This is a genomic window from Nocardia sp. NPDC058705 (assembly GCF_042749305.1).
GTDB lineage: Bacteria > Actinomycetota > Actinomycetes > Mycobacteriales > Mycobacteriaceae > Nocardia.
This window is the reverse complement of the sequence record NZ_JBHYRN010000017.1, coordinates 43,712-63,768: the sequence shown is the minus strand read 5'-3', so window position 1 is coordinate 63,768 and position 20,057 is coordinate 43,712. Positions and strand designations below refer to the sequence as shown.

Genomic DNA, 20,057 nt, shown 5'->3' with positions numbered 1-20,057 from the left:
TGTACTGTATTGGGTTTTTACTGTTGCCCCCTGGTGGTTATGTGGCTCACACACGGGGTTACCAGCCCCGGCGGGCGCTGGCCGGATCCGGCCTGCGCCACGGTGGTGGTCGACAACTTCTCAGCAGCCGGCCGGCCGTGCGGTCAGGGTCAATGCCTCGGGCGCGGGACTGCAGCAGCCACCTGAACTCGCACTTTCAGGATCGTCGAAAACGCCTGCGCCGCCGCATACTCCGGTGTCGGGCAGGGTGAGTTCGACGCGGGCGGCGGACTCGTGGTCGCCGGCCAGGGAGGCGGCGATGGAGCGGACCTGTTCGTAGCCGGTCATCGCCAGGAAGGTCGGTGCGCGGCCGTAGCTCTTCATCCCGACCAGGTAGACGCCGGGCTCGGGGTGGGTCAGTTCGGCGACGCCGTGGGGGTAGACGGTGCCGCAGGAGTGCACGTTCGGGTCGATCAGCGGCGCCAACCGGACGGGGGCCTGCAGGACCGGGTCGAGTTCCAGGCGCACTTCCGACAACCAACCGAGCTCGGGGCGGAAACCGGTGAGCGCCACGACATTGTCGACATCGGCGATGCGGCGGCCGTCATCGGCGACCAGCACCACGCGCCCATCTGTGCCCGATTCGATTGCTGCAGTGCGGAATCCGGTCACCACCTCGAGCAGCCCGGCATCGACCGCCTGCTTCGCCCGCAGGCCGAGTGCACCACGCGCGGGCAGTTCGTCGGCCTCGCCGCCGCCGAAGGTCGATTCGGCGGATCCGCGTCGCAGGATCCAGGTCAGCCGGGTGCCCGGCTCCGACAACTGCGTCAGCGCCACGATCGCACCGAGTGCCGAGTGGCCGCCGCCCGCGATCACCGTGTGCGCACCGGCGAACCGGTCTCGATCCTGAGCGGAGTCGATGTCGGGGACCCGATACGTCACGGCGTCGGATCCGCGCTCACCGATCGCCGGAAGTCCTTCGCCGCCAAGTGGATTCGGCGCGCCCCAGGTGCCGGACGCATCGATCACCGCGCGCGCCGGGATGCGCTCCTCGGTGCCGTCGGCGCGGCGGGTGTGCACCGACAGCGGTTCGGTGTCGCGACCGGCGTCGACAACACGGTCACGGCCGCGGCGGGCGAGCCCGACCACCTCGGTGTCGTAGCGAACGACGCCGCCGAGCGCGGCCGCCAGCGGGGCCAGGTAATCGCGTGCCCACTCCTGCCCGGTCGGGTAGCCCTCGTCAGCGGGGGCGATCCAGTCGGTGCCGACGAGCACGCGGCGGGCGGCGGGGGCGATCAGCTCGGCCCACCGGGAGAACAGCCGCACGTGGTTCCATTCCGCCACGGCGGCACCGGCCCTGGGTCCACGTTCGAACACCAGGACAGCCACGCCGCGTTCGCGCAGTTCAGCGGCAGCGGCCAACCCCACCGGGCCGGCTCCGACAACGACAACAGGCAGTTCGGACATTTCGAGGCTCCATTCATCGACGCACATCGATCTAATCAATGTGACTGTATCGACAGTCGTCGATGAATGCAACCATTGATCGTCGTCGATACAATCGAGTTCATGACGTCTCTTGACATGCCCGTCGTACGCGACGCAACCGCTCCGCGCGTCGACGCGCTGGCCGTCGACGACGCCACCACCTACGCCGAATGGTTCGCCTGCCTGGCCGACCCCACCCGCGTCCGGCTCCTGCACCTGGTCGCGAGCCGCCCCACCGGAATCACAGTGGGCGAGCTGACCGCGGCCCTCGACATCCGGCAGCCGACGGTCTCCCATCACGTCCGCAAACTCGCCGACGTCGGCTTCGTCACCACCCACAAGAGCGGGACATCGACCATCGTCGTGGTCAACCCGACCTGCTGCACCGGACTCCCCCACGCCGCCGACGCCGTCATGGGCGTGCTCTCGCCACGGCCGTGCTGCCCGTCCGACCTGCCCGCCGACGTGGCGGTGCGGGCGATGCGCGACGACGACTGGGATGCGGTCCTGCGCATCTACGACGAGGGCATCGCCACCGGACTGGCGACCTTCACCACCGAGGTACCGGAGCGCGCAACACTGGACGCCCACTGGTTGCCCGACCATCGCTGGGTCGCCGAGATCGACGGCGCCGTCGTCGGCTGGGCCGCCCTGGCACCGACTTCCGCACGCGACTGCTACGCGGGTGTCGCCGAGAATTCGGTCTACGTCGCCGACGGCATGCGCGGGCGGGGCGTCGGAAAGTCATTGCTGCGCACCCAGGTCATGGCCGCCGACAAGGCGGGCCTGTGGACGCTGCAGACCGCCATTTTCCCCGAGAACCGCGCCAGCATCGCCCTGCATCACTCAGCGGGATACCGAACCGTAGGCCTGCGCGAGCGCATCGCCCAGCTCAACGGCGTCTGGCGCGACACTGTCCTGCTGGAGCGGCGCAGCGAGAATTCCTGACCGGTTCGAACCACGCCCACCCCATTCCGGGCACGCGCCGCCGATCCGTTCACCGGACGTTTGCTTGCGCATTGATTAGATATACGTCAATATCGAAGAATGTCTAAGTCGGAGCTGAATCTGACACCGGTCGCGGCCTGTGCCGCGGAACCGGCGGTCCGCGATCCCTTGACCGCCGCGGAGGCGGTCGAACTCGCCGCCGTGTTCAAAGCGCTGGCGGATCCGGTGCGCCTTCGACTGTTCTCGCTGGTAGCGAGCCGGGCCGGTGGGGAGGCGTGCGTGTGCGATATCTCCGACGGAGTCGACGTCAGCCAGCCGACCATCTCGCACCACCTCAAGGTGCTGCGTGAAGCCGGACTGCTCACCAGTGAGCGCCGCGCGTCGTGGGTGTATTACCGCGTCGTGCCCGAAGCATTCGCCCGCGTCTCGAGCGCGCTGATCACCGAAAGTGCCAACGCGTGAGTACTACCACCGCCGACCACCCGCCCGTCGTCGGCAAGCTGTCGACTCTCGACCGGTTCCTGCCGGTGTGGATCGGCGTGGCGATGGCCGCCGGATTGCTGCTCGGCCGACTGATTCCGGGCATCGGCGATGCGCTGGGCGCGGTCGAGATCGACGGCATCTCCCTGCCGATCGCGCTCGGCCTGCTGATCATGATGTACCCGGTGCTGGCCAAGGTCCGCTACGACCGCCTCGACTCCGTCACCAGCGATCGCAAACTCCTGATCGGTTCCCTGGTCCTGAACTGGGTGCTCGGCCCCGCGCTGATGTTCGCCCTGGCTTGGCTTTTCCTGCCCGACCTGCCCGAATACCGCACCGGCCTGATCATCGTCGGCCTCGCTCGCTGCATCGCCATGGTCATCATCTGGAACGACCTGGCCTGCGGTGATCGCGACGCCGCCGCAGTGCTGGTCGCGTTGAACTCGGTGTTCCAGGTCTTCATGTTCGCCGTGCTCGGCTGGTTCTACCTGTCGGTCCTGCCCGGCTGGCTGGGCCTGGAACAGACCACGATCGACGTCTCACCCTGGGAAATCGCGAAATCGGTCGTGATCTTCCTTGGTATCCCGCTACTGGCCGGGTACCTCACCCGCCGCTTCGGCGAACGCGCCAAGGGCCGCGAGTGGTACGAGCAGAAGTTCCTCCCCCGCATCGGCCCGTGGGCGCTCTACGGTCTGCTCTTCACGATCGTGGTCCTGTTCGCCCTGCAGGGTGACCAGATCACCTCCCACCCTCTCGACGTCGTCCGCATCGCCCTCCCGTTGCTGGCCTACTTCGCCATCATGTGGGGCGGCGGCTACGCCCTCGGCGCAGTCATGGGCCTCGGCTACGCCCGCACCACCACCCTCGCGTTCACCGCCGCGGGCAACAACTTCGAACTCGCCATCGCCGTCGCGATCGCCACCTACGGCGCCACCTCCGGCGAAGCCCTCGCCGGCGTGGTCGGCCCGCTGATCGAGGTCCCGGTGCTGGTCGCCTTGGTCTACGTCTCGCTCGCACTGCGCAAACGATTCGCCGACCAGAACGCCGCTGTCACCGGAGACATCAAGTGAGCGACAAGCCCTCGGTGCTGTTCGTCTGCGTGAAGAACGGCGGAAAGTCCCAGATGGCAGCCGGACTCATGCGCCACCTGGCCGGCGACCGTGTCGACGCGCACTCGGCAGGCACTCGCCCCGGCACCGCGTTGAACGAGCTGTCGGTGGCCTCGCTCGACGAACTGGGCATCGACCTCGCCGACGAAAAACCCAAACCCATCGACCCCGACCTACTGCGCACCGTCGACCTGGTCGTCACCCTCGGCCGCGAAGCACAGATCGAACCCGTCGCGGGCGTGCGAATCATCAACTGGGACACCGTCGAACCCTCCGAACGCGGCATCGACGGCATCGAACGCATGCGCCTGGTGCGCGACGACATCGAGACCCATGTCCGGCACCTGCTCGCCGAACTCGACATCCCCACCAGCTGACCCACCACCGAAAGGCATTGCCTCCCATGTCGACCAAGCCCAGCGTGCTCTTCGTCTGTGTCCACAACGCAGGCCGTTCCCAGATGGCACAGGGCTTCCTGACCCATCTCGCCGGTGACGCCATCGAGGTCCGCTCCGCTGGTAGCGCACCAGGCAGCTCACTCAACCCGGCAGCGGTCGAGGCGATGGCCGAACTCGGCATCGACATCACCGCACAGTCGCCGAAGATCCTCACCCCGGATGCCGTCGAGACCTCCTCGGTCGTGATCACCATGGGCTGCGGCGACGCCTGCCCGTACTTCCCCGGTGTCGACTACCGCGACTGGAAGCTCGAAGACCCGGCGGGCAAGGGGGTGGAATCGGTGCGACCGATCCGCGACGAGATCAAAAAGCGCATCGAGGAACTGATCGCCGAACTGCTCCCCGCCTGAACTCCCTACCCGAGAAAGCGACCTGTCGATGAGCAAGATCGAGGTATTCGAGCCCGCACTGTGCTGCAACACCGGCGTGTGCGGACCCGACGTCGACCAGGCCCTGGTGAATTTCTCCGCCGATCTGGACTGGCTGCGCGGCCAGGGCGGTGACATCACCCGGTTCAACATGGCGTCGGAACCACTGGCTTTCGCCGGTAACGACGCCGTCCGCAACTTTCTCGAAATCGCAGGCTCGCAAGGGCTTCCGCTCGTCCTCGTCGACGGCGTCACCGCGCTGACCGGCCGTTATCCGACGCGTGACGAGATCACCGTGTGGTCGCGCACCCGCCAGGTGAGCCCGCCGCCCGGTGTGGGATTGCTCGATATCGCCGAGGACAGCTGTAGCGGACCCGGCTGCTGCTGATCATCGTGGAGACCCCTTCCTTCTTGACCGACGCCCCGCGGTTTGTGTTCTTCACCGGAAAGGGCGGGGTCGGCAAGACCTCGGTCGCCTGCGCGTCGGCGATCGCGCTCGCCCGCGGCGGCGCTCGGGTGCTGCTGGTCAGCACCGATCCCGCCTCGAACGTCGGGCACGTCTTCGACACGACCATCGGCGCGTCGGTCACCGAGATCCCTGCGGTGACCGGCCTGTCGGCGTTGGAGATCGATCCACACCAGGTCGCGGCCGCCTACCGCGAACGGATCATCGGGCCGGTGCGAGGACTGCTGCCCGCCGCCGAGATCGACACCATCACCGAACAGTTGTCGGGCTCGTGCACCACCGAGATCGCCTCGTTCAACGAATTCACCGCACTCCTGCACCCGTCCGCGCTCCCGCAGTTCGATCACATCGTTTTCGATACCGCCCCGACCGGTCACACGATCCGGCTGTTGCAACTGCCGGGAGCGTGGACCGAATACCTGAAGGGCAGCGGCGATGCTTCCTGCCTCGGACCGCTGTCCGGACTGAACGCGCAACGCGAAACCTATGCCGCCGCAGTGCATGCACTGACCGACCCCGCGCTCACGCGCCTGGTTCTGGTCGCCCGTGCCCAGGACGCGGCGCTGCGCGAAGTGGCCCGAACCTATGACGAACTCACCGACATCGGCGTCGTTGCCGGGCACCTGATCATCAATGCTGTTCTGCCGCAGAGTGATACGGATGTCCTGGCCGCGGCGATCACTCGTCGCGAGAACGCGGCGATCGCAGCGATGCCCGCGTCGCTGGCCGCGCTTCCCTGCGATCGGATCACGCTCAAGCCGGTCGACATGGTCGGCGTCGCGGCCTTGAGCACGCTCTTCGACTCCACCACAACGGTTTCCGCGTTCACCGACACCGACGCACCGAACCTCGCACCTGCCCCGCTGGCGGTACTGATCGACGAACTGGCACTCGACGACCACGGCCTGATCATGTGCATGGGCAAAGGCGGCGTCGGCAAGACCACCATCGCCGCCGCTGTCGCCACCGCCCTGTCCGCCCGCGGCCACGACGTACACCTGAGCACCACCGATCCCGCCGCCCACCTCACCGAAACCATCGGCACCGGCTCTTCGACCATGCAGGTTTCGCGCATCGACCCCGACGAGGCAACCGAGCAGTACCGGCAGCGGGTGTTGCGCACGCGCGGAGCCGATCTCGACGAGCAGGGACGCGCCGCGCTCGCCGAAGATCTGCGCTCCCCCTGCACCGAGGAAGTCGCTGTGTTCCAAGCGTTTTCACGCCTGGTCCACGAGTCCCGTCGCCGCTTCGTCGTCGTCGACACCGCCCCGACCGGCCACACCCTGCTGCTGCTCGATGCCACCGGCGCCTACCACCGCGAGATCAGCCGCAACCTCGGCGCCGATCGCAGTTTCACCACCCCGCTCATGCGATTACAGGACCCCGCGCAGACGAAGATCCTCGTCGTCACCTCCCCGGAATCGACCCCCATCCTCGAATCCGTCGAACTCTGCGCGGATCTGGAACGCGCCTCCATCACCCCGTGGGCCTGGGTACTGAACAATTCCCTCGCCGCAGCCCACCCGGCCGACGCCTTGCTGCGCGCGCGTGCGTCAGCAGAGGTCGCCCACATCGACTCTGTGGCAACGCAATACAGCCACCGATACGCACTCGTTCCGCTGCTCAGTTCTGAGCCGACCGGCACCGATCGACTGGCCGAGTTGTCCGGCGGCGTCGCTGTACCGACAGGCGACTGACCACCACCCTCGGTTGCCTCGAAACTTGTCGATACGCAGGTGCGTCCATTCCTGTGCAGCCTCGTCTGTCTTGGTGCACACCCCCACAGACCAAGGAGTCACCATGACAACCACCCCGAACGAGGTCGAAGCAGCGGATCGAACCAACGCACCGCAGCCTGCCGCGACGTGTTGCAGCACCGAAAAGCAGACCACGTGCTGCGAGCCGAGTGCGAAGTCGACATGCTGCGGGCCGGCAGCGACAGTCAGCGGCGGGTGCGGCTGCCAGTAACCGGTAACGTGCGGTGCGAGCCTGAGCTCGCACCGCACTTTCGGTCATGGCAGCCCGGCAAGGACCGGTTTATCGGTCCGAAGGCGTGTCCCCACATGCGCAGTCTTCGCTGCGAGGCCGGTAGTCGTGGACGTAACCGGTGCTGTCCCTGCTGATCTGACAGCACGCCTGCAGTTGGGCACGCAGCGCGGCGCGGCCACGTTGGACTCGTGATTTCATCCCCGACACCGAGATACCAGCCTCCTCGGCGGCAGCGGCGTGCGTGCGAGCATCGAGGTCGACCATCTGCACCGCGGCGGCCTGATCGGCGGGCAACGCGGACAGCATCGGCACCAGACACGACGCGAGTTCCCGGTAGGCCGCGACGTCGGTTTCGTCACCGTCGGCGGCCTGGTGGTCCGGGAGGGTGTCGACGGGAAGTTCGCGACGGCGCGGCGCCGAGCGGTAGTAGTCGGTGATCGCGTTGCGGGTGACGGCATACATCCAACCGAGCAACCGGTCCTGATCACGCAGATCGTCCAAGCTCTTGGCCATCCGAACGAACACATTCGACAAGATGTCGTCGGCATCTTCCGGGCGGGAGACCCTGCGGGCGATGAAGACCCGCAGGTCGCCGGAAAATCCATGCCACAACTGCTCGAGATCAGCGTTCTGCGGTGTGCTCACTCGTCCCACTTCCTGTCTGCCTTCAGCATCCTCGCCATCCGCCGTAAGGACAGCGGTCGTGCCAACTCAGACGACGTAGCCGCGAATCGGACGCACCGCTAGGTTCACTGCTGAGTTGCGAGCCGACAGGGATCGCAGTCCGCGTTGTCGAACAATGTCGCGGTACCGACGGGTGAGCATCGCGCTCACCGATGCCGGTCATCGAGATCGGCTCCGGCGATGGTGCGTCGCACGGTGTAGATCACGATGCCGAGCGCGACGACGGCCGCGCCCGCTAGCACGGACACGGCGGGCAACGTGCAGGCCAAGATCACGCAACCGAGCAGTCCGACCACCGGAACCCACCGCGGCGGACGGCCTTCCGACGGTGTCAGCGTCCAGGCGGCCGCGTTGGCCACGGCGTAGTAGAGCAGCACGCCGAACGAGGAAAACCCGATCGCGGCCCGGATATCGACGGTGGCCGCGGCGACGGCCACGATCGCCCCGACCGCCAGTTCGGCGCGGTGCGGCACCGCGAATCGCGGATGCACCGCGGCCAGTGCGTGCGGCAGGTGCCGGTCGCGGGCCATCGCCAGCGTCGTGCGCGACACCCCGAGGATCAGGGCGAGCAGCGAGCCGAGCGCGGCCACCACCGCACCGACCCGAACCACCGGTTCGAGCCAACCGACCCCGGCCGCCCGCACGACCTCGGACAGCGGCGCCGCGGCCTGCGCCAACCCCTGCGACCCCAACACGCTCAACGCCGCGACCACCACGAGCGTGTACACCACCAGCGTGATGGCCAGCGCCAACGGAATCGCCCGCGGAATCGTGCGCGCCGGATCGCGGACCTCCTCCCCCAGGGTCGCGATCCGCGCGTATCCGGCGAATGCGAAGAACAACAGACCCGCCGCCTGCAACACCCCGAAAACCGTGACGTCGGAACCGAATTCGAGCCGCGCGAAATCGGCGGACTCGGCAGTGAACGCCGCGACCACGACCGCCGCCAGCACCGCAAGCACGAACGCCACGATCACCCTGGTCAGCAGCGCCGATTTCTGAACACCGCGATAGTTCACCGCAGTCAACGCGACCACCGCACCCGCGGCCACCGCGTGCGCGTGGGCAGGCCAGGCGTAGGTGCCGACGGTCAACGCCATCGCCGCACACGACGCGGTCTTACCAACCACAAAACACCAACCGGCCAGATAACCCCAGAACTCACCGAGCCGTTCGCGCCCGTACACATACGTCCCACCGGAGGACGGATACCGCGCGGCCAATCGCGCCGAGGAGGTCGCGTTGCAATACGCGACCACCGCTGCCACCGCCAGCCCGACCAGCAACCACGACCCCGCCGCCCGTGCGGCAGGCGCAAGCGCCGCGAAGATCCCGGCCCCGATCATGGCACCGAGCCCGATCATGACCGCATCGGTCACGCCCAACCTTCGGCGTAACTCCGACGTCGCTATCTCGGACACTGTGCTCCCGTCGCAGAATTCTCGGCCGATCTCTCACCGAAATACTTGCCTACGCGGGACCGCACCGCATCTCGCGTCAGACGCCACTCGGGTCGTACTCGCCCTTGATCACGAAGTAGGAGCCGCGAATGGTGCCTGCGAGCTTCGACTTCTGCCGGGCGAACTTGAAGGAATCCAGCTCCGCCGGCACGTCCATCCCCTCGCTGAGCTTGAACCCGACCGCGCGCTTGCTCGCATCCTCGATCGTGTACATCACGTTGATCGACAAACCACTCTCGTAGAAGACGTAGGCGATCCGAATGTCCTCGACCACGAAAGTCGTCGCCTCGAGCGGACGAGAGGAGATAACGATGTCACGTTCTTTCGCGAGTATCCCGCTCACCCAATCGACCACAGATTTCGCCTCATCAGCAGGCTCCACCGTGAACACATAGTCGTACTTGTTCTTGAAGTACCGAGCCTCGTTCGCCCGCAACCCCGCCAGCGCCTCCGCCACCGGCGACGACTCCAGCCCCTCGGTCGACACAGTCTGGAAATCCACGACATCAGCCACAACGAACTCCTCAACGATCAAGTCGGAAGATGCTCTCGAGCTGCCACGATCCTAGTCCTGGACATGCCCCGATAGCGTCACCGCCGACAACGCGGGGGCGCATTGTGTTCGCAGCGTCAGTGCGAGTAGTCCCGGAACGTCATGACACCGCCGACCACGACGACCATCGCCGTGAGGATGTAGACGGTGACGCGGATCCAGGTCGGTCCGTAGTAGCTGACCGCCATCGACGCGCCGAGCGCTACGAGTATCAGCACCACCCCGTAAAAGGGCGTGCGTTGCTCTCTGTCAACCATCCCTCCAGTGTCCGCCGACTGTGCCGCAGGCGCCATGCCCTTGTTTATACGTATACTTCTACGTATAGTCACAAGCGTTGTCAGGCAGCACCGCCGAAACCCGCACGCTCGATCGGAACGAACATGACCGCGCCGCAGATCACCCACCCGGGAATGCTCCCCACCAGCGCCTTCACCTCGCCGCACCCCGATCTCGCCCGCGTGCGGCACTACCTGCGCAGCGACCACGCCTTCGCCCAGCTGATCCGCTTCGCCCTGGTCGGCGGCGCCAGCAACATCGCCTACGTGCTGCTGTTCCTGACCATGCACGGCAGCGGACCGCTGGTCGCGAACGTCGCCGGATCGATGGTGAGCACGGTGATCGCCAACGAACTGCACCGCCAGCTCACCTTCCGCGCGGGAAGCCGGGTCGGTGGGTTCACCGCGCAGTGGGAAGGCAGCGGGCTGGCGCTGATCGGACTCGCGATCAGCACAGCGGCCCTGGCCGGACTCGATGTACTGGCGCCGAACCTCGGCCAGGCAGCGCAAGCGGGCGCCGTCCTCGCGATCATGGCAACAGTCGGCGGCCTACGTTTCCTGGCCCTGCGCACCTTCGTCTTCGCCTGACCCACGTCGGAGGACGGCGCCTCCGCACCCCGGCCACGGGGCGGCACCGCCCACTGTTCGGGCTGGTCACCGCGTGGGCCAGCCACCGTTGCGTTCGCTCATGTCCGGCTCGCCTTCGTCACCGACCACCAGGTGCTCGATGCCGAGCTGTTCGGCGAACAGGTGGCGCTGGGTGATCCAGCCGAGTACCGAAAGGCCCGCCCAGGCCAGGGTGGCGGTGACCTGCTGCCAGCCGGGTTCGGGGATGCGCAGGAATTCCAGCGAGTCACTGAACCGGGCGACACCGCTGCACACCATGCTCGCGCCGCCGATCGAGGTCAGCCACAGCAGTGCCCGAGCCCGGAACTTCTGCGCCAGGAACGCGCCGGACACACCCACCGACCCGGCGACGATCATGCTCAACGCCACGTTCTTGTCGCCGGGTTGCAGCACCGTCGCGAGCTTGGTGCCGATCATCACGCCGGTGAGACCGCCGATGAAATAGGAGGCGAAGCGGAAGACGAGCGAGGTGACGACCCACACCGAGACCGCGCCGATCAGCGCGACCAACAGCAGCCACCAGAAGCTCGCGTCGAACAGGTCGGCGATCAGCCAGCCGAGCCCGAATCCGATCGCGAGCAAGCCCAGATGGACCGAACGAATCCCGTAGAAGCACAACAGCGCTCCGACGAGGGCGACCAGGATGCCGTTCATCTGTCTTCCCTTCGGGATACCACTACAGCCCCCCGATGCCCTTGCCGATGACGACGGCGCCCATGATCAGCAGCACGATCGCCATCACCGCGTGATTGTTGAGCTGCAACCACGACCGCAGTTCGCCGAGCGCCGGACCGAGTTCGCCTGCGGCGACCGTGTATCCGATGACCACTGCCAGGACCGTGGCCGAGGCGAGCAGGGTGAACACACCGATCGCGATCAGTTCGTCGCCCGCGCTCAACCCACCGGATCCGATCGCGACACCCGCCGCGACGCACAGCAGCAGATTCTTCGGATTCACCGCCGAGAGCAGCACACCGAGCCCCATCGCCTTCACCGGCGTGAGCGTGTCGATCGCCGTCATCCAGCCCGGCACCTCGGTCTGTGACCGCTCCTGCCACTGGATCACCGCCAGCACCACGAGCGCGACGCCGAGAATGAGCTTCACGATCGAGGCGGCCGTCGACGGTTCGCTGTCGGTGCCGCCCAGGCTCCCGGCGAGCAGGGTCAACACGCTGGTCACGACGAGGATGCCGAGCACCCACCCGGCGGCGAAACCCTTCGCGGCACCACCCGCGTTCTTGGACAGGATCATCAGAATGGCCGCGATGATCGGGATGGGCGAGAGCGCCACACCCACCGCCAGTGGCAGGAGACCGCCGAGTACAGAGCCCATATGACGACGCTAGGGCGGGTCGCACTCCACCCACCTCACACTTTTCGGATGAATTGGGCGGCTCGGGTTTCATCCGAATCGGGTGATGCAGCCCATGCCGGCTCGACGGCATGATTCGGCGCATGGGATCACCAGCAACGCTCGGACCGGTCGAATTCGTTGTGCTCACCTTTCCCGGCACCGCCGTCGACCCCGCCGTCTCGTCGGCGCTGGCCGATGTGGTCGCCGAGGGCACGGTCACGTTGCTCGATCTGATCGTGCTCTCCTCCGACAGCGCGGGCGTGATCACCGAACGCGAGATCGACGACGACATCGCCGATGTGGGTCTGACGGGTTTGACGGCTGCTGACATCGACCTCGTCAGCGACGATGATCTCGATGTCGTGCGCGCGTCGATGGAACCCGGGACTACCGCTGTCGTCGTCGTTTTCGAGCAAACGTGGGCCGTTCGCCTGGCGAACGCGGTCCGCGCGGCCGATGGCGAGGTCGCGCTGCACGTGCAGGTACCGCGTGACGCCGTCGACGCGGCGCTCGCCCTCGCTTAGGAAAGGATCGAGATGCCGCTTCGGAGAGGTCGCATCGGGCGACCAGGACTGCTCGGCGCTATGGCCAGATCGGCCGTTGTCGCAGGTACGGCCACCGCGACCTCGAACGCGGTGAATCGCCGGGCTGCGCGGCGTGGCGCCGAACAACAGGCCTACACCGAGCAACAGGCACCCCCGCCACAGCAGGCCTACGCACCGCCGCCAGCTCCCACGGCCGCCGACGACACTGTCGCCCAGCTCAGCACCTTGGCCGAACTGCACTCCTCGGGCGCGCTCTCAGACGCCGAATTCGCGGCCGCGAAAGCGAAGCTGCTCGGCTGATCCAGACACGCGACGGCCCCCGGCGCGAGGTTGCCGGAGGCCGCCGCTGTCTGTGGCCGACCTGGATGGCCGAGGCCGGGCGCTACTGCACGCGACCACCGACGGTGTGGATGATGACCACCTTCGGGTTCCACGGGACAAGCTCGTTCACCTTCTGCTGCAAGGCTTCTCGCGGCGGCAACTCCTGCGGCGCGAGCACCGACACCGTCGCGACGTCGCTCTGCAGGGTGACGCCGATGACCTGCGCGTCCGGCGAGTCACCCAGCCAGTCCCGCGCCGCGTCGGAGATCTGACCGGCCCACAACGTCGACAGTGAATTGAGCATCATCGGGATGGCCACCAGCACCAGCGCCGCGCCGAGCACCAGGTACGCCTTGCCGCGCCCCACCGTCGACGGGTCCGCATCGCGCGCGTACCCCGCGATGAGCAGCACGATCGTCGAGGTGATGATCATCGCCACCACATTCGACGCGAAGAGCACGAACGCGCCACCCGCGAGTGCGGGCGCGTGCGAGCCCAGACACACCCCGACCACCCCGAGCGGCGGCACCAGCGAGATCGCGATCGCCACACCGGGTAGCACATCGCCGACATCACGGCGGGTGATCGCGATCGCGGCGACCAGCCCGGTCGCCATCGCCGCGGTGAGGTCCATCAGTTTCGGAGAGGTCCGCCCGACCACCTGCGCGTTGGACAGCACATTGACCGGATTGGGCAGCAATTGCGCGAACAGGAATCCGAGCGTGACCACTACGACGATCCCCGCCAGCACCAGCAGCAGACTCCGGCCGAGCAGCGGCGCGCGCCCGGTCACCACACCCAACGCGACGCCGAGGATCGGAATCGACAGCGGCGCGACGATCATCGCGCCGATCACCGTGGCGGTGGAATCGCCGATGACGCCGGAGATCGCGATCACCGCCGACAGCACGAGCATGATCCAGAACGCCGACCGTTTCGACGCGACCGCGCCCACCGACAGGTCCAGCTTGTCGGTCAGCTCGTCGAGCGATCGACGTTGTCCCTGCGGGACCAGAAAGCTCAGCATGAGAAGTCCTTTCCGATGTTCGGGCCGTCAGTGCCCCTGCTCTCGGTGGATCCTGACCTCGGCATCGGCGTAGGCGGCCAGTGTCGATTCGCCGAGAGTGCTTGTCGCCGGGAAGAATTCGATGTTCAGACCCTGCGCATCCAGCAGGTCGTCGGTCCAGACGTCGCGGATGTGCGGGGCGACACCGCTGAGGTACAGGCGCCCGCCGAGCGCGTCGAGTCGTCGGGCGTAGTCGCCGATCACGTGCAGGAAGGTCGAACTCGCGCTCGTCCGGCCGCGCAATCGCAGGATGACGATCGGGTCGTGCGCGCCCGCGGGGTCGGGCAGTTCGGCCTGCAAGGTGCGGGCGCCGGCGTAGAACAGGCTGCCGTACACATCCAGGATCACGATCTCGTTGTCGGACAACACCTTCGGCGCTTTCGCTTCGACGAGGTGGTCACCCTCGACGCGCAGCCGGACCACCCTCAGATCCATGGCCTCCTGGTTCAGCTGCAGGAGCAGCGACAACCCGACGCCGACCCCGACCGCCGCCGTCACCGGCAGCAGCAGGGTCGCTATGAAGGTCACCAGCAGCGCGGTCCGCGAGATCGCGCCGCTGCTCCAGATGGCGGACAGCTGGTCCGGGTTGACCGAGCGGGCGGCGGCGACCATCAGGATCGCGGCCAGTGTCGGCAGTGCCACCTTGCCGACCACCCCGGCCAGCGCGACCAGGATCACCAGAATCCACAGCCCCGACCACATTCCGCCCCAGCGCCCACGCGCACCGGAGGAGACATTGATCGCCGTCTGGCCCACCGACCCGCCGACCGGCATCCCCCGAAACAGCCCGGCGAAGATATTGCCGATGCCCTGGGCGGTGAAGTCGCGATCGACCGAGGTTCGCGAGCCGCCCGGGTTGGGCGCCGACTCGGCCACCCCGGTGCCCTGCACCAGCACGATCACGGTCACCGCCAATGCCCCGAACACCAGCGACGGCGACATCGCGCTCAGGTCCGGCAGGTGCGGCAGCGGGATCCCGGTCGGGATCTCGCCGGTGTCGGCGACCGTGCCGACCTCGTTCCAGCCGAAGGCGAGCACCACGAGCATCGGCACGATCAGGGCGAACAGCGACGCGACCGTGCGCAGCCGCGTGTACGCGAGCCCGATCAGCAGCAGCACCGCGATGATTCCGACGACCGCGGCCCGCCAGTCGAAATCGAACGGATGCAGCATCACGTGCAGCGCCTTCTGCACCGCCAGGGCCCCCTGCACCGGTGCGCCGAGCAGGCTCGGTAGCTGGCCGAACAGAATATTGGCGGAGATGCCGAGCAGGAACCCGGTCATCACCGAATGCGAGACGAACCGGGTGTACTTGCCAAGGCGCAGGATCGCGGCGACGATCATCATCGCGCCCGCGACCAGCGTCAGCATGACGATCGCGCCCGCCCGCTGCTCCGGTTCGACCTCGCTCATCGTCGAACCGACCGCCAGCGCCGACGCGCTCGTGGTGGTGACCACCATCAGTTGCGTGCTCGTGCCGAACCCGCCGAAGAACCGCCCGGCCATGCTCGCGTACAGCCCGTGTACCGGACTCACGCCCGCGAGCACGCCCGCCGCCATCCCGTCCGGCACGCCACCGATGGCACCCGGAATCCCGGCCACGACATCGGCTTTCGTCATGCGCTCGGTCGCGAACCAGCGCCGCACGACCTCGAGCATCGCACTGCCGCCTCGTCGATGTGGGCCCATCGCATCTCCTCGGACGGCGGACGGGTGGATCAGGGCGTCACAATCGCGAAATCAGGGTCGGGAGCGTCGAGTACCTGAGGTACTGCCACAGGGTGTCCGGGTGCGGGAACAGGCGGCTTTCAGGCGAGGGCTTTGGCCTTGAGCTGCTGGAATTCGGCCTCGGTGATGGCGCCGGAATCGAGCAGTTTCTTCCCGTCGGCGATCTGGGCGGCGGAATTGGTGCCCGCGGCCTGCCGGATGTAGTCGTCGGTCGCCGTGCGCTCCTGCTTTTGCGCTTCGGCACTGCGCTTCGTCATTCCCTCACCGCGGAAGATCACATACACCAGGCCGGTGATCAGTGGGAACAGGATCAAACACACCACCCAGATCGCCTTCACCCAGCCCGAGGTGGACCGATCGCGGAACAGATCGGTGAGTATGTAGAACAGCAACATCAAGTAGGCGACAAAGCAGAAACTCACAATGATGACCCAGAGAAAATCCCACACCGACGACATGATTCGACCCTCACTTCTGTGATGCGTGCACACCAGGCGGTGGGCACGGTTCAATCCATGCCGCCATCGTCGCGAAGAACCCCGGTCACACACATCATCCGAATTGGGTGAATACGAATCGACATCGCCGTCCTACCGTCGACTGATGACCACCACCGCACATCCAGTCCGTCAAGGCCTCGCCGCGGGCATCACCATGCTCGCGGCGATTCTGCTCCTGGTGGCAGGCACACTGGGCATCCTTCGTGGCATCGCCGGGGTCACCAAGGACGAGCTGTTCCTGATCCCGAGCGAATACAGCTACCAGTTCGACGTGAGCACCTGGGGCTGGATCCACCTCGCGCTCGGCATCCTGTTCGTCGCCGTGGCGATCGGCATGATGGTGACCGCGGCCTGGGCGCGCATCTTCGCCTACTGCCTGCTCGCGGTGTCGATCGTCGCCAATTTCCTGTCGCTGCCGTACTACCCGTGGTGGTCGGTGATCGTCATCGTCATCGACCTCGTCATCATCTGGGCGCTGTCCACCTGGAACCCCGACCGAATCTGAACGCTACTTCTTGGTGGCGGTGATCTGAGTCAGCAGACACCGCCACCGGCCGTCGACGTGGCGGAAGACGTCGGTGGTCCATTCGTCGGCGTCGAACTGAATACCCTGGAAGTGCGCGGTATTGGTGATCCGGGTGGACAGCAGCGCGAGCTCGCCGTGATAGCGGATGCGGGCATCACCGATCCGCTGAAACGCCGAGTGGGTCAGATCGCCCGATCGCACGAAGGCCAGGAACTGCTCGGCCGTGGTGATCCCGTTCTCGGAGACCATGACCCACTCCTCGGCCATGAACGAGCCGATCCGATCAGCGTCATTGGCGACGATCGCGACCTGCCACTCGTCGAGCACGGCCAGAAGTTGGTTGTCGAGGGACGTAGTTGTCATGGTCCAACGTTAGGACGGCCATCCCACCCCGTCTTGGACGAATGGAATGGCCGCCCGGCGCGCTGGTCGGAACTACAAGATCTACAGAGCGACGCCGAAATCGCGGGCGATGCCTTCCAGGCCGGAGGCGTAGCCCTGGCCGGTGGCGCGGAACTTCCACTCGGCGCCGTTGCGGTACAGCTCGCCGAAGACCATGGCGGTCTCGGTGGAGGCGTCCTCGGAGAGGTCGTAGCGGGCCAGCTCCTCGCCGTTGCTGCGGTCGAGGACGCGGATGTAGGCGTTGCGGACCTGGCCGAAGGACTGGCTGCGGGCGGCCGCGTCGTAGATCGAGACCGGGAAGACGATGGAGTCGATGGTGGCCGGGGTGTTGGCCAGGTCGACGTTGATCACCTCGTCGTCGCCCTCGCCCTCGCCGGTCTTGTTGTCGCCCGCGTGCTCGATCGCGCCTTCGGGCGACTTCAGGTTGTTGAAGAAGACGAAGTGCCCGCTCGACACGACCTTCTTGTCGGCACCGAGGCCGATGGCACTGGCATCGAGGTCGAAGTCCGTGCCGGTGGTGGTGCGCAGATCCCAGCCGAGGCCGACCGCGACGGCGGTGAGGTTCGGCGCTGCCTTGGTCAGTGAGACATTGCCACCCTTGGACAAGCTGACACCCATATCGAGAACTCCCCTACGTCATCGCGGCACACAGCGCACCGACGCCAACACCCTAGCCGTCGACTCTGAACATTTGCTGTGATCAATCCTGTTCGGCCGCACCCGATTCCACCGGCATCCGATCGGCACCCCAGCTGCGGTGGATGTAGCCGATCACCCGGTCGAGTTCCGCGCGCTCGACAGCGGCCATCTCCCCCGGTTCCAGGGGATCGAAATGGAAGATGTAGAGGCGCGAAGCGAACTGCTCGAAGGGCAGCGACGCCTCCCCGAAACGCTCACCGTGCCCGGCGGTTCCGACCACGACCCCGTCGCCCCAGTCCTGGCCGCTGTCGTTGTTCGGGTTGTAGAAGTACACCCGCATCACCTCCTGCGGGTCGAGACTGACCCGCAGCACCGTGATCGCGTGCCAGCCCACGAAGCGGGCCGCGCTGTCGGTGACGGCGATTCCGGCGGGCTGGGGGTGGATCACCGGTTGGTTGCCGTTGTAGAAGGGGTGGTAGCCGGCGTAGAAGTGGCGCAGGAATTCGTCGAGGTCGGTCAGGTGACCGGTGGCCACGTCGACATTGATCCGGAAGCCGCGGCCAGACCACCAGCCGTGGAATTCCGGGTTGATCCAGCGGTGCGGGTCGCCGTCGCGGCCGAGGCAACGCCGTCCCATCTCCGCGTAGATCCGGTCCAGGTGCGGGACCACCAGCAGCGACACCGGGTCCAGGTCCAGTTGCAGCGCAGTCGATTCCGTGTCGACGGTTTCGCTGGAGGAAATCGGCTGCCCCTCGAAGTGCATCACGATCTCGTCGTCGCGCGCGGCCCAGACCACCGTCTGCAGCAGGTAGTCGGGGTCGTTGTAGGCCCACATCGACAGCGCCCGCGCCGACTGGCAGGTGGGGTTGTCGCCCTGCCCGATCCCCAGCGGCAAGCCGAGCACCGACAGCACCCCCGACAACAACCACGCCCTCGGCTCCGGCGACGGCCCGAACACCCGGGTCAGTCGCTCACACGAATGCGCCGAAAGCCGCAGTGCCAGTTGACGCCACAGCGCGGGCGCGACCGGTGGCTGATAGAGGATGCCGCGTTCGAGCAGGAGCGTGAGCCCGTAGACGCACTGCGCTGTTTCGACGTGCACCGCCTGGTCGATCAGGCTGCGCACCAGTTCGTGATAGCAGAGCAGGCTGTCGCGACCGGTGCTGGACAGTCCCATCGCCTCACCGAGCAGGTACTCCCCCTTGGTGAGCAGAAAGCGCAGCAGCACAGCGTGATACGGCGAGACCAGCCCGGTGTCGTGCATGGAGCGCGCGAATCCCGTTGCCTCGTACTGCAATGCGCTGTCATCCATCGATTCCAGTCGCGCACGGTAGATCTCGACGCCCGGATCTTCGCGGCACCCCTCGGTGGTGCCGTAGAGGCTGCTGATCAACCGGTCGGCACCGAGACCGCTGGCGCCGAGATCCACATCGGGATTGGCTCGGGCAACAGCGATTTGGGTGATCATCCGCTTGACCCCGTCGACCTGGATGGGCCGCTGCCGCAGGATCCGCCAGATCTCGTCGACCAGGTTTTCCAGGACCTTCTCGTAACCGACCTCGGCGACGAGGTAGTGCAGCAGCTCGCGCGAGACCTGCGCCATCCGTCCTTGCTGTTCGCGTTCGGCCTCCGTGGGCGGGGCGAACAGCAGGGTCAGATTCACCGCGAGTACCTGGGACAGATGATCATTGGCCTGCTCGGCCGAGATCAGCGGATGCTCGTAGTCACCCTTGGCGACCGCGAGCAGCCGCAGATTGCTCACCGCCTCCAACACCACCGTGTCGGCGTTGGCGCTGCGCAACGAACCGGTGCTCAGCGCCGGGATGAGGATCTGCGGCTGCGCCCAATCCGTTCCGAGGAACAGACCCGCGGACTCCAGCTTTTCGGCCCGTTCGCGCACCGCCGCGCATCCGCCGGGCAGCATGAGCACCCGCCGCAGGGCATCCATCACCCTGGGCAGTTTCACCAACTTGCCGAAATCGCCAGCGTCCGCGAGGGACTGCGTGGCGTGGTCCACCGTGGCGAGACGCCGGGCCGAGCTCGCCGCGTCGTGGCCGTCTGGACTCAATCGCCGATCCCTTCGCACATCCGT

The 20,057-nt window shown here is 66.7% G+C and carries 24 protein-coding genes; 11 read left to right on the top strand and 13 right to left on the bottom strand.

What is annotated here, in order from left to right:
• Positions 1–120: 120 nt before the first annotated feature.
• Positions 121–1,446, bottom strand: a complete 1,326-nt coding sequence (locus tag ACFW6D_RS20115; protein WP_379330203.1) for an FAD-dependent oxidoreductase — start codon at positions 1,444–1,446, stop codon at positions 121–123.
• A 102-nt stretch (positions 1,447–1,548) separates the two neighbouring features.
• Between ACFW6D_RS20115 and ACFW6D_RS20110 the strand changes: the two genes are divergently transcribed.
• From ACFW6D_RS20110 to arsA, 7 genes are all read left to right on the top strand, one after another.
• Complete coding sequence (locus ACFW6D_RS20110; protein ID WP_379330202.1) at positions 1,549–2,415, top strand: helix-turn-helix domain-containing GNAT family N-acetyltransferase; 867 nt, start codon at positions 1,549–1,551, stop codon at positions 2,413–2,415.
• A 99-nt stretch (positions 2,416–2,514) separates the two neighbouring features.
• Complete coding sequence (locus ACFW6D_RS20105) at positions 2,515–2,877, top strand: ArsR/SmtB family transcription factor (protein ID WP_379330200.1); 363 nt, start codon at positions 2,515–2,517, stop codon at positions 2,875–2,877.
• Positions 2,874–3,965: an ACR3 family arsenite efflux transporter gene (gene arsB / locus ACFW6D_RS20100; RefSeq protein WP_379330198.1), complete on the top strand. Its 1,092-nt coding sequence runs from the start codon at positions 2,874–2,876 to the stop codon at positions 3,963–3,965. The genes ACFW6D_RS20105 and arsB overlap by 4 nt, the downstream gene beginning before the upstream one ends.
• On the top strand, positions 3,962–4,381 hold the full coding sequence (locus tag ACFW6D_RS20095; protein ID WP_379330196.1) for a low molecular weight phosphatase family protein: 420 nt from the start codon (positions 3,962–3,964) through the stop codon (positions 4,379–4,381). The genes arsB and ACFW6D_RS20095 overlap by 4 nt, the downstream gene beginning before the upstream one ends.
• A gap of 26 nt (positions 4,382–4,407) precedes the next feature.
• Positions 4,408–4,812, top strand: coding sequence for an arsenate reductase ArsC (locus ACFW6D_RS20090; RefSeq protein ID WP_379330194.1), 405 nt, complete (start codon positions 4,408–4,410; stop codon positions 4,810–4,812).
• Positions 4,813–4,840: 28 nt separating this feature from the next.
• Positions 4,841–5,218, top strand: coding sequence for an arsenite efflux transporter metallochaperone ArsD (arsD, locus tag ACFW6D_RS20085; protein WP_379330192.1), 378 nt, complete (start codon positions 4,841–4,843; stop codon positions 5,216–5,218).
• Between the two features lie 5 nt (positions 5,219–5,223).
• Positions 5,224–6,993 (top strand): arsenical pump-driving ATPase, encoded by a 1,770-nt coding sequence (gene arsA, locus ACFW6D_RS20080; RefSeq protein WP_379330190.1) that lies wholly within the window; start codon positions 5,224–5,226, stop codon positions 6,991–6,993.
• Between the two features lie 340 nt (positions 6,994–7,333).
• Here arsA and ACFW6D_RS20075 read toward each other — a convergent pair whose 3' ends face one another.
• The 4 genes from ACFW6D_RS20075 to ACFW6D_RS20060 all read right to left on the bottom strand — a co-directional run bounded on the left by ACFW6D_RS20075 (position 7,334) and on the right by ACFW6D_RS20060 (position 10,239).
• Positions 7,334–7,930 carry a sigma-70 family RNA polymerase sigma factor gene (locus tag ACFW6D_RS20075; RefSeq protein WP_379330188.1) on the bottom strand — a complete coding sequence of 199 codons (597 nt, stop codon included), beginning with the start codon at positions 7,928–7,930 and terminating at the stop codon, positions 7,334–7,336.
• A gap of 185 nt (positions 7,931–8,115) precedes the next feature.
• Positions 8,116–9,390, bottom strand: a complete 1,275-nt coding sequence (locus ACFW6D_RS20070; RefSeq protein ID WP_379330186.1) for an APC family permease — start codon at positions 9,388–9,390, stop codon at positions 8,116–8,118.
• Between the two features lie 76 nt (positions 9,391–9,466).
• Positions 9,467–9,943, bottom strand: a complete 477-nt coding sequence (locus tag ACFW6D_RS20065; protein ID WP_379330184.1) for a phage tail protein — start codon at positions 9,941–9,943, stop codon at positions 9,467–9,469.
• A gap of 116 nt (positions 9,944–10,059) precedes the next feature.
• The gene (locus ACFW6D_RS20060) at positions 10,060–10,239 is read right to left on the bottom strand and encodes a hypothetical protein (RefSeq protein WP_379330182.1); all 180 of its coding nucleotides are present in this window, start codon (positions 10,237–10,239) and stop codon (positions 10,060–10,062) included.
• Between the two features lie 153 nt (positions 10,240–10,392).
• Here ACFW6D_RS20060 and ACFW6D_RS20055 point away from each other — a divergent pair, with 153 nt between their 5' ends.
• Positions 10,393–10,845, top strand: a complete 453-nt coding sequence (locus tag ACFW6D_RS20055; protein WP_379330329.1) for a GtrA family protein — start codon at positions 10,393–10,395, stop codon at positions 10,843–10,845.
• A gap of 66 nt (positions 10,846–10,911) precedes the next feature.
• Here ACFW6D_RS20055 and ACFW6D_RS20050 read toward each other — a convergent pair whose 3' ends face one another.
• Positions 10,912–11,538 carry a DUF4203 domain-containing protein gene (locus tag ACFW6D_RS20050; protein WP_379330180.1) on the bottom strand — a complete coding sequence of 209 codons (627 nt, stop codon included), beginning with the start codon at positions 11,536–11,538 and terminating at the stop codon, positions 10,912–10,914.
• Positions 11,539–11,560: 22 nt separating this feature from the next.
• The gene (locus ACFW6D_RS20045; protein ID WP_379330178.1) at positions 11,561–12,217 is read right to left on the bottom strand and encodes a GAP family protein; all 657 of its coding nucleotides are present in this window, start codon (positions 12,215–12,217) and stop codon (positions 11,561–11,563) included.
• A gap of 122 nt (positions 12,218–12,339) precedes the next feature.
• On the opposite strand from ACFW6D_RS20045, the gene ACFW6D_RS20040 reads away from it, so the two are divergent.
• Both ACFW6D_RS20040 and ACFW6D_RS20035 read left to right on the top strand, forming a co-directional pair.
• Positions 12,340–12,762: a DUF6325 family protein gene (locus ACFW6D_RS20040; RefSeq protein WP_379330176.1), complete on the top strand. Its 423-nt coding sequence runs from the start codon at positions 12,340–12,342 to the stop codon at positions 12,760–12,762.
• A gap of 12 nt (positions 12,763–12,774) precedes the next feature.
• Positions 12,775–13,083 carry an SHOCT domain-containing protein gene (locus ACFW6D_RS20035; protein WP_379330174.1) on the top strand — a complete coding sequence of 103 codons (309 nt, stop codon included), beginning with the start codon at positions 12,775–12,777 and terminating at the stop codon, positions 13,081–13,083.
• An 82-nt stretch (positions 13,084–13,165) separates the two neighbouring features.
• Here ACFW6D_RS20035 and ACFW6D_RS20030 read toward each other — a convergent pair whose 3' ends face one another.
• The 3 genes from ACFW6D_RS20030 to ACFW6D_RS20020 form a co-directional block, all read right to left on the bottom strand.
• Positions 13,166–14,131: a DUF389 domain-containing protein gene (locus tag ACFW6D_RS20030; RefSeq protein ID WP_379330172.1), complete on the bottom strand. Its 966-nt coding sequence runs from the start codon at positions 14,129–14,131 to the stop codon at positions 13,166–13,168.
• A gap of 27 nt (positions 14,132–14,158) precedes the next feature.
• Positions 14,159–15,859, bottom strand: coding sequence for a SulP family inorganic anion transporter (locus tag ACFW6D_RS20025; RefSeq protein ID WP_379330170.1), 1,701 nt, complete (start codon positions 15,857–15,859; stop codon positions 14,159–14,161).
• Positions 15,860–15,978: 119 nt separating this feature from the next.
• Positions 15,979–16,356 carry an SHOCT domain-containing protein gene (locus tag ACFW6D_RS20020; RefSeq protein ID WP_379330168.1) on the bottom strand — a complete coding sequence of 126 codons (378 nt, stop codon included), beginning with the start codon at positions 16,354–16,356 and terminating at the stop codon, positions 15,979–15,981.
• Positions 16,357–16,501: 145 nt separating this feature from the next.
• Between ACFW6D_RS20020 and ACFW6D_RS20015 the strand changes: the two genes are divergently transcribed.
• Positions 16,502–16,903 (top strand): hypothetical protein, encoded by a 402-nt coding sequence (locus ACFW6D_RS20015; RefSeq protein WP_379330166.1) that lies wholly within the window; start codon positions 16,502–16,504, stop codon positions 16,901–16,903.
• 3 nt (positions 16,904–16,906) lie between these two features.
• Here the strand turns inward: ACFW6D_RS20015 and ACFW6D_RS20010 are convergent, their stop codons facing one another.
• The 3 genes from ACFW6D_RS20010 to ACFW6D_RS20000 all read right to left on the bottom strand — a co-directional run bounded on the left by ACFW6D_RS20010 (position 16,907) and on the right by ACFW6D_RS20000 (position 20,033).
• Positions 16,907–17,287, bottom strand: a complete 381-nt coding sequence (locus tag ACFW6D_RS20010) for a nuclear transport factor 2 family protein (RefSeq protein WP_379330164.1) — start codon at positions 17,285–17,287, stop codon at positions 16,907–16,909.
• 81 nt (positions 17,288–17,368) lie between these two features.
• Positions 17,369–17,944, bottom strand: coding sequence for a TerD family protein (locus ACFW6D_RS20005; RefSeq protein WP_379238602.1), 576 nt, complete (start codon positions 17,942–17,944; stop codon positions 17,369–17,371).
• An 82-nt stretch (positions 17,945–18,026) separates the two neighbouring features.
• Positions 18,027–20,033, bottom strand: coding sequence for a hypothetical protein (locus ACFW6D_RS20000; RefSeq protein ID WP_379330162.1), 2,007 nt, complete (start codon positions 20,031–20,033; stop codon positions 18,027–18,029).
• Between the last annotated feature and the right edge of the window lie 24 nt (positions 20,034–20,057).

Excerpts from the sequence above, each read along its gene's own strand:
- ACFW6D_RS20045 (WP_379330178.1), bottom strand. The coding sequence starts at position 12,217 with ATGGGCTCTGTACTCGGCGGTCTCCTGCCACTGGCGGTGGGTGTGGCG.
- ACFW6D_RS20005 (WP_379238602.1), bottom strand. The coding sequence starts at position 17,944 with ATGGGTGTCAGCTTGTCCAAGGGTGGCAATGTCTCACTGACCAAGGCA.
- ACFW6D_RS20060 (WP_379330182.1), bottom strand. The coding sequence starts at position 10,239 with ATGGTTGACAGAGAGCAACGCACGCCCTTTTACGGGGTGGTGCTGATA.
- arsD (WP_379330192.1), top strand. The coding sequence starts at position 4,841 with ATGAGCAAGATCGAGGTATTCGAGCCCGCACTGTGCTGCAACACCGGC.
- ACFW6D_RS20015 (WP_379330166.1), top strand. The coding sequence starts at position 16,502 with ATGACCACCACCGCACATCCAGTCCGTCAAGGCCTCGCCGCGGGCATC.
- ACFW6D_RS20035 (WP_379330174.1), top strand. The coding sequence starts at position 12,775 with ATGCCGCTTCGGAGAGGTCGCATCGGGCGACCAGGACTGCTCGGCGCT.
- ACFW6D_RS20050 (WP_379330180.1), bottom strand. The coding sequence starts at position 11,538 with ATGAACGGCATCCTGGTCGCCCTCGTCGGAGCGCTGTTGTGCTTCTAC.
- ACFW6D_RS20110 (WP_379330202.1), top strand. The coding sequence starts at position 1,549 with ATGACGTCTCTTGACATGCCCGTCGTACGCGACGCAACCGCTCCGCGC.
- ACFW6D_RS20115 (WP_379330203.1), bottom strand. The coding sequence starts at position 1,446 with ATGTCCGAACTGCCTGTTGTCGTTGTCGGAGCCGGCCCGGTGGGGTTG.
- ACFW6D_RS20010 (WP_379330164.1), bottom strand. The coding sequence starts at position 17,287 with ATGACAACTACGTCCCTCGACAACCAACTTCTGGCCGTGCTCGACGAG.
- ACFW6D_RS20025 (WP_379330170.1), bottom strand. The coding sequence starts at position 15,859 with ATGGGCCCACATCGACGAGGCGGCAGTGCGATGCTCGAGGTCGTGCGG.
- ACFW6D_RS20055 (WP_379330329.1), top strand. The coding sequence starts at position 10,393 with ATGCTCCCCACCAGCGCCTTCACCTCGCCGCACCCCGATCTCGCCCGC.
- ACFW6D_RS20020 (WP_379330168.1), bottom strand. The coding sequence starts at position 16,356 with ATGTCGTCGGTGTGGGATTTTCTCTGGGTCATCATTGTGAGTTTCTGC.
- ACFW6D_RS20090 (WP_379330194.1), top strand. The coding sequence starts at position 4,408 with ATGTCGACCAAGCCCAGCGTGCTCTTCGTCTGTGTCCACAACGCAGGC.
- ACFW6D_RS20030 (WP_379330172.1), bottom strand. The coding sequence starts at position 14,131 with ATGCTGAGCTTTCTGGTCCCGCAGGGACAACGTCGATCGCTCGACGAG.
- ACFW6D_RS20105 (WP_379330200.1), top strand. The coding sequence starts at position 2,515 with ATGTCTAAGTCGGAGCTGAATCTGACACCGGTCGCGGCCTGTGCCGCG.
- ACFW6D_RS20040 (WP_379330176.1), top strand. The coding sequence starts at position 12,340 with ATGGGATCACCAGCAACGCTCGGACCGGTCGAATTCGTTGTGCTCACC.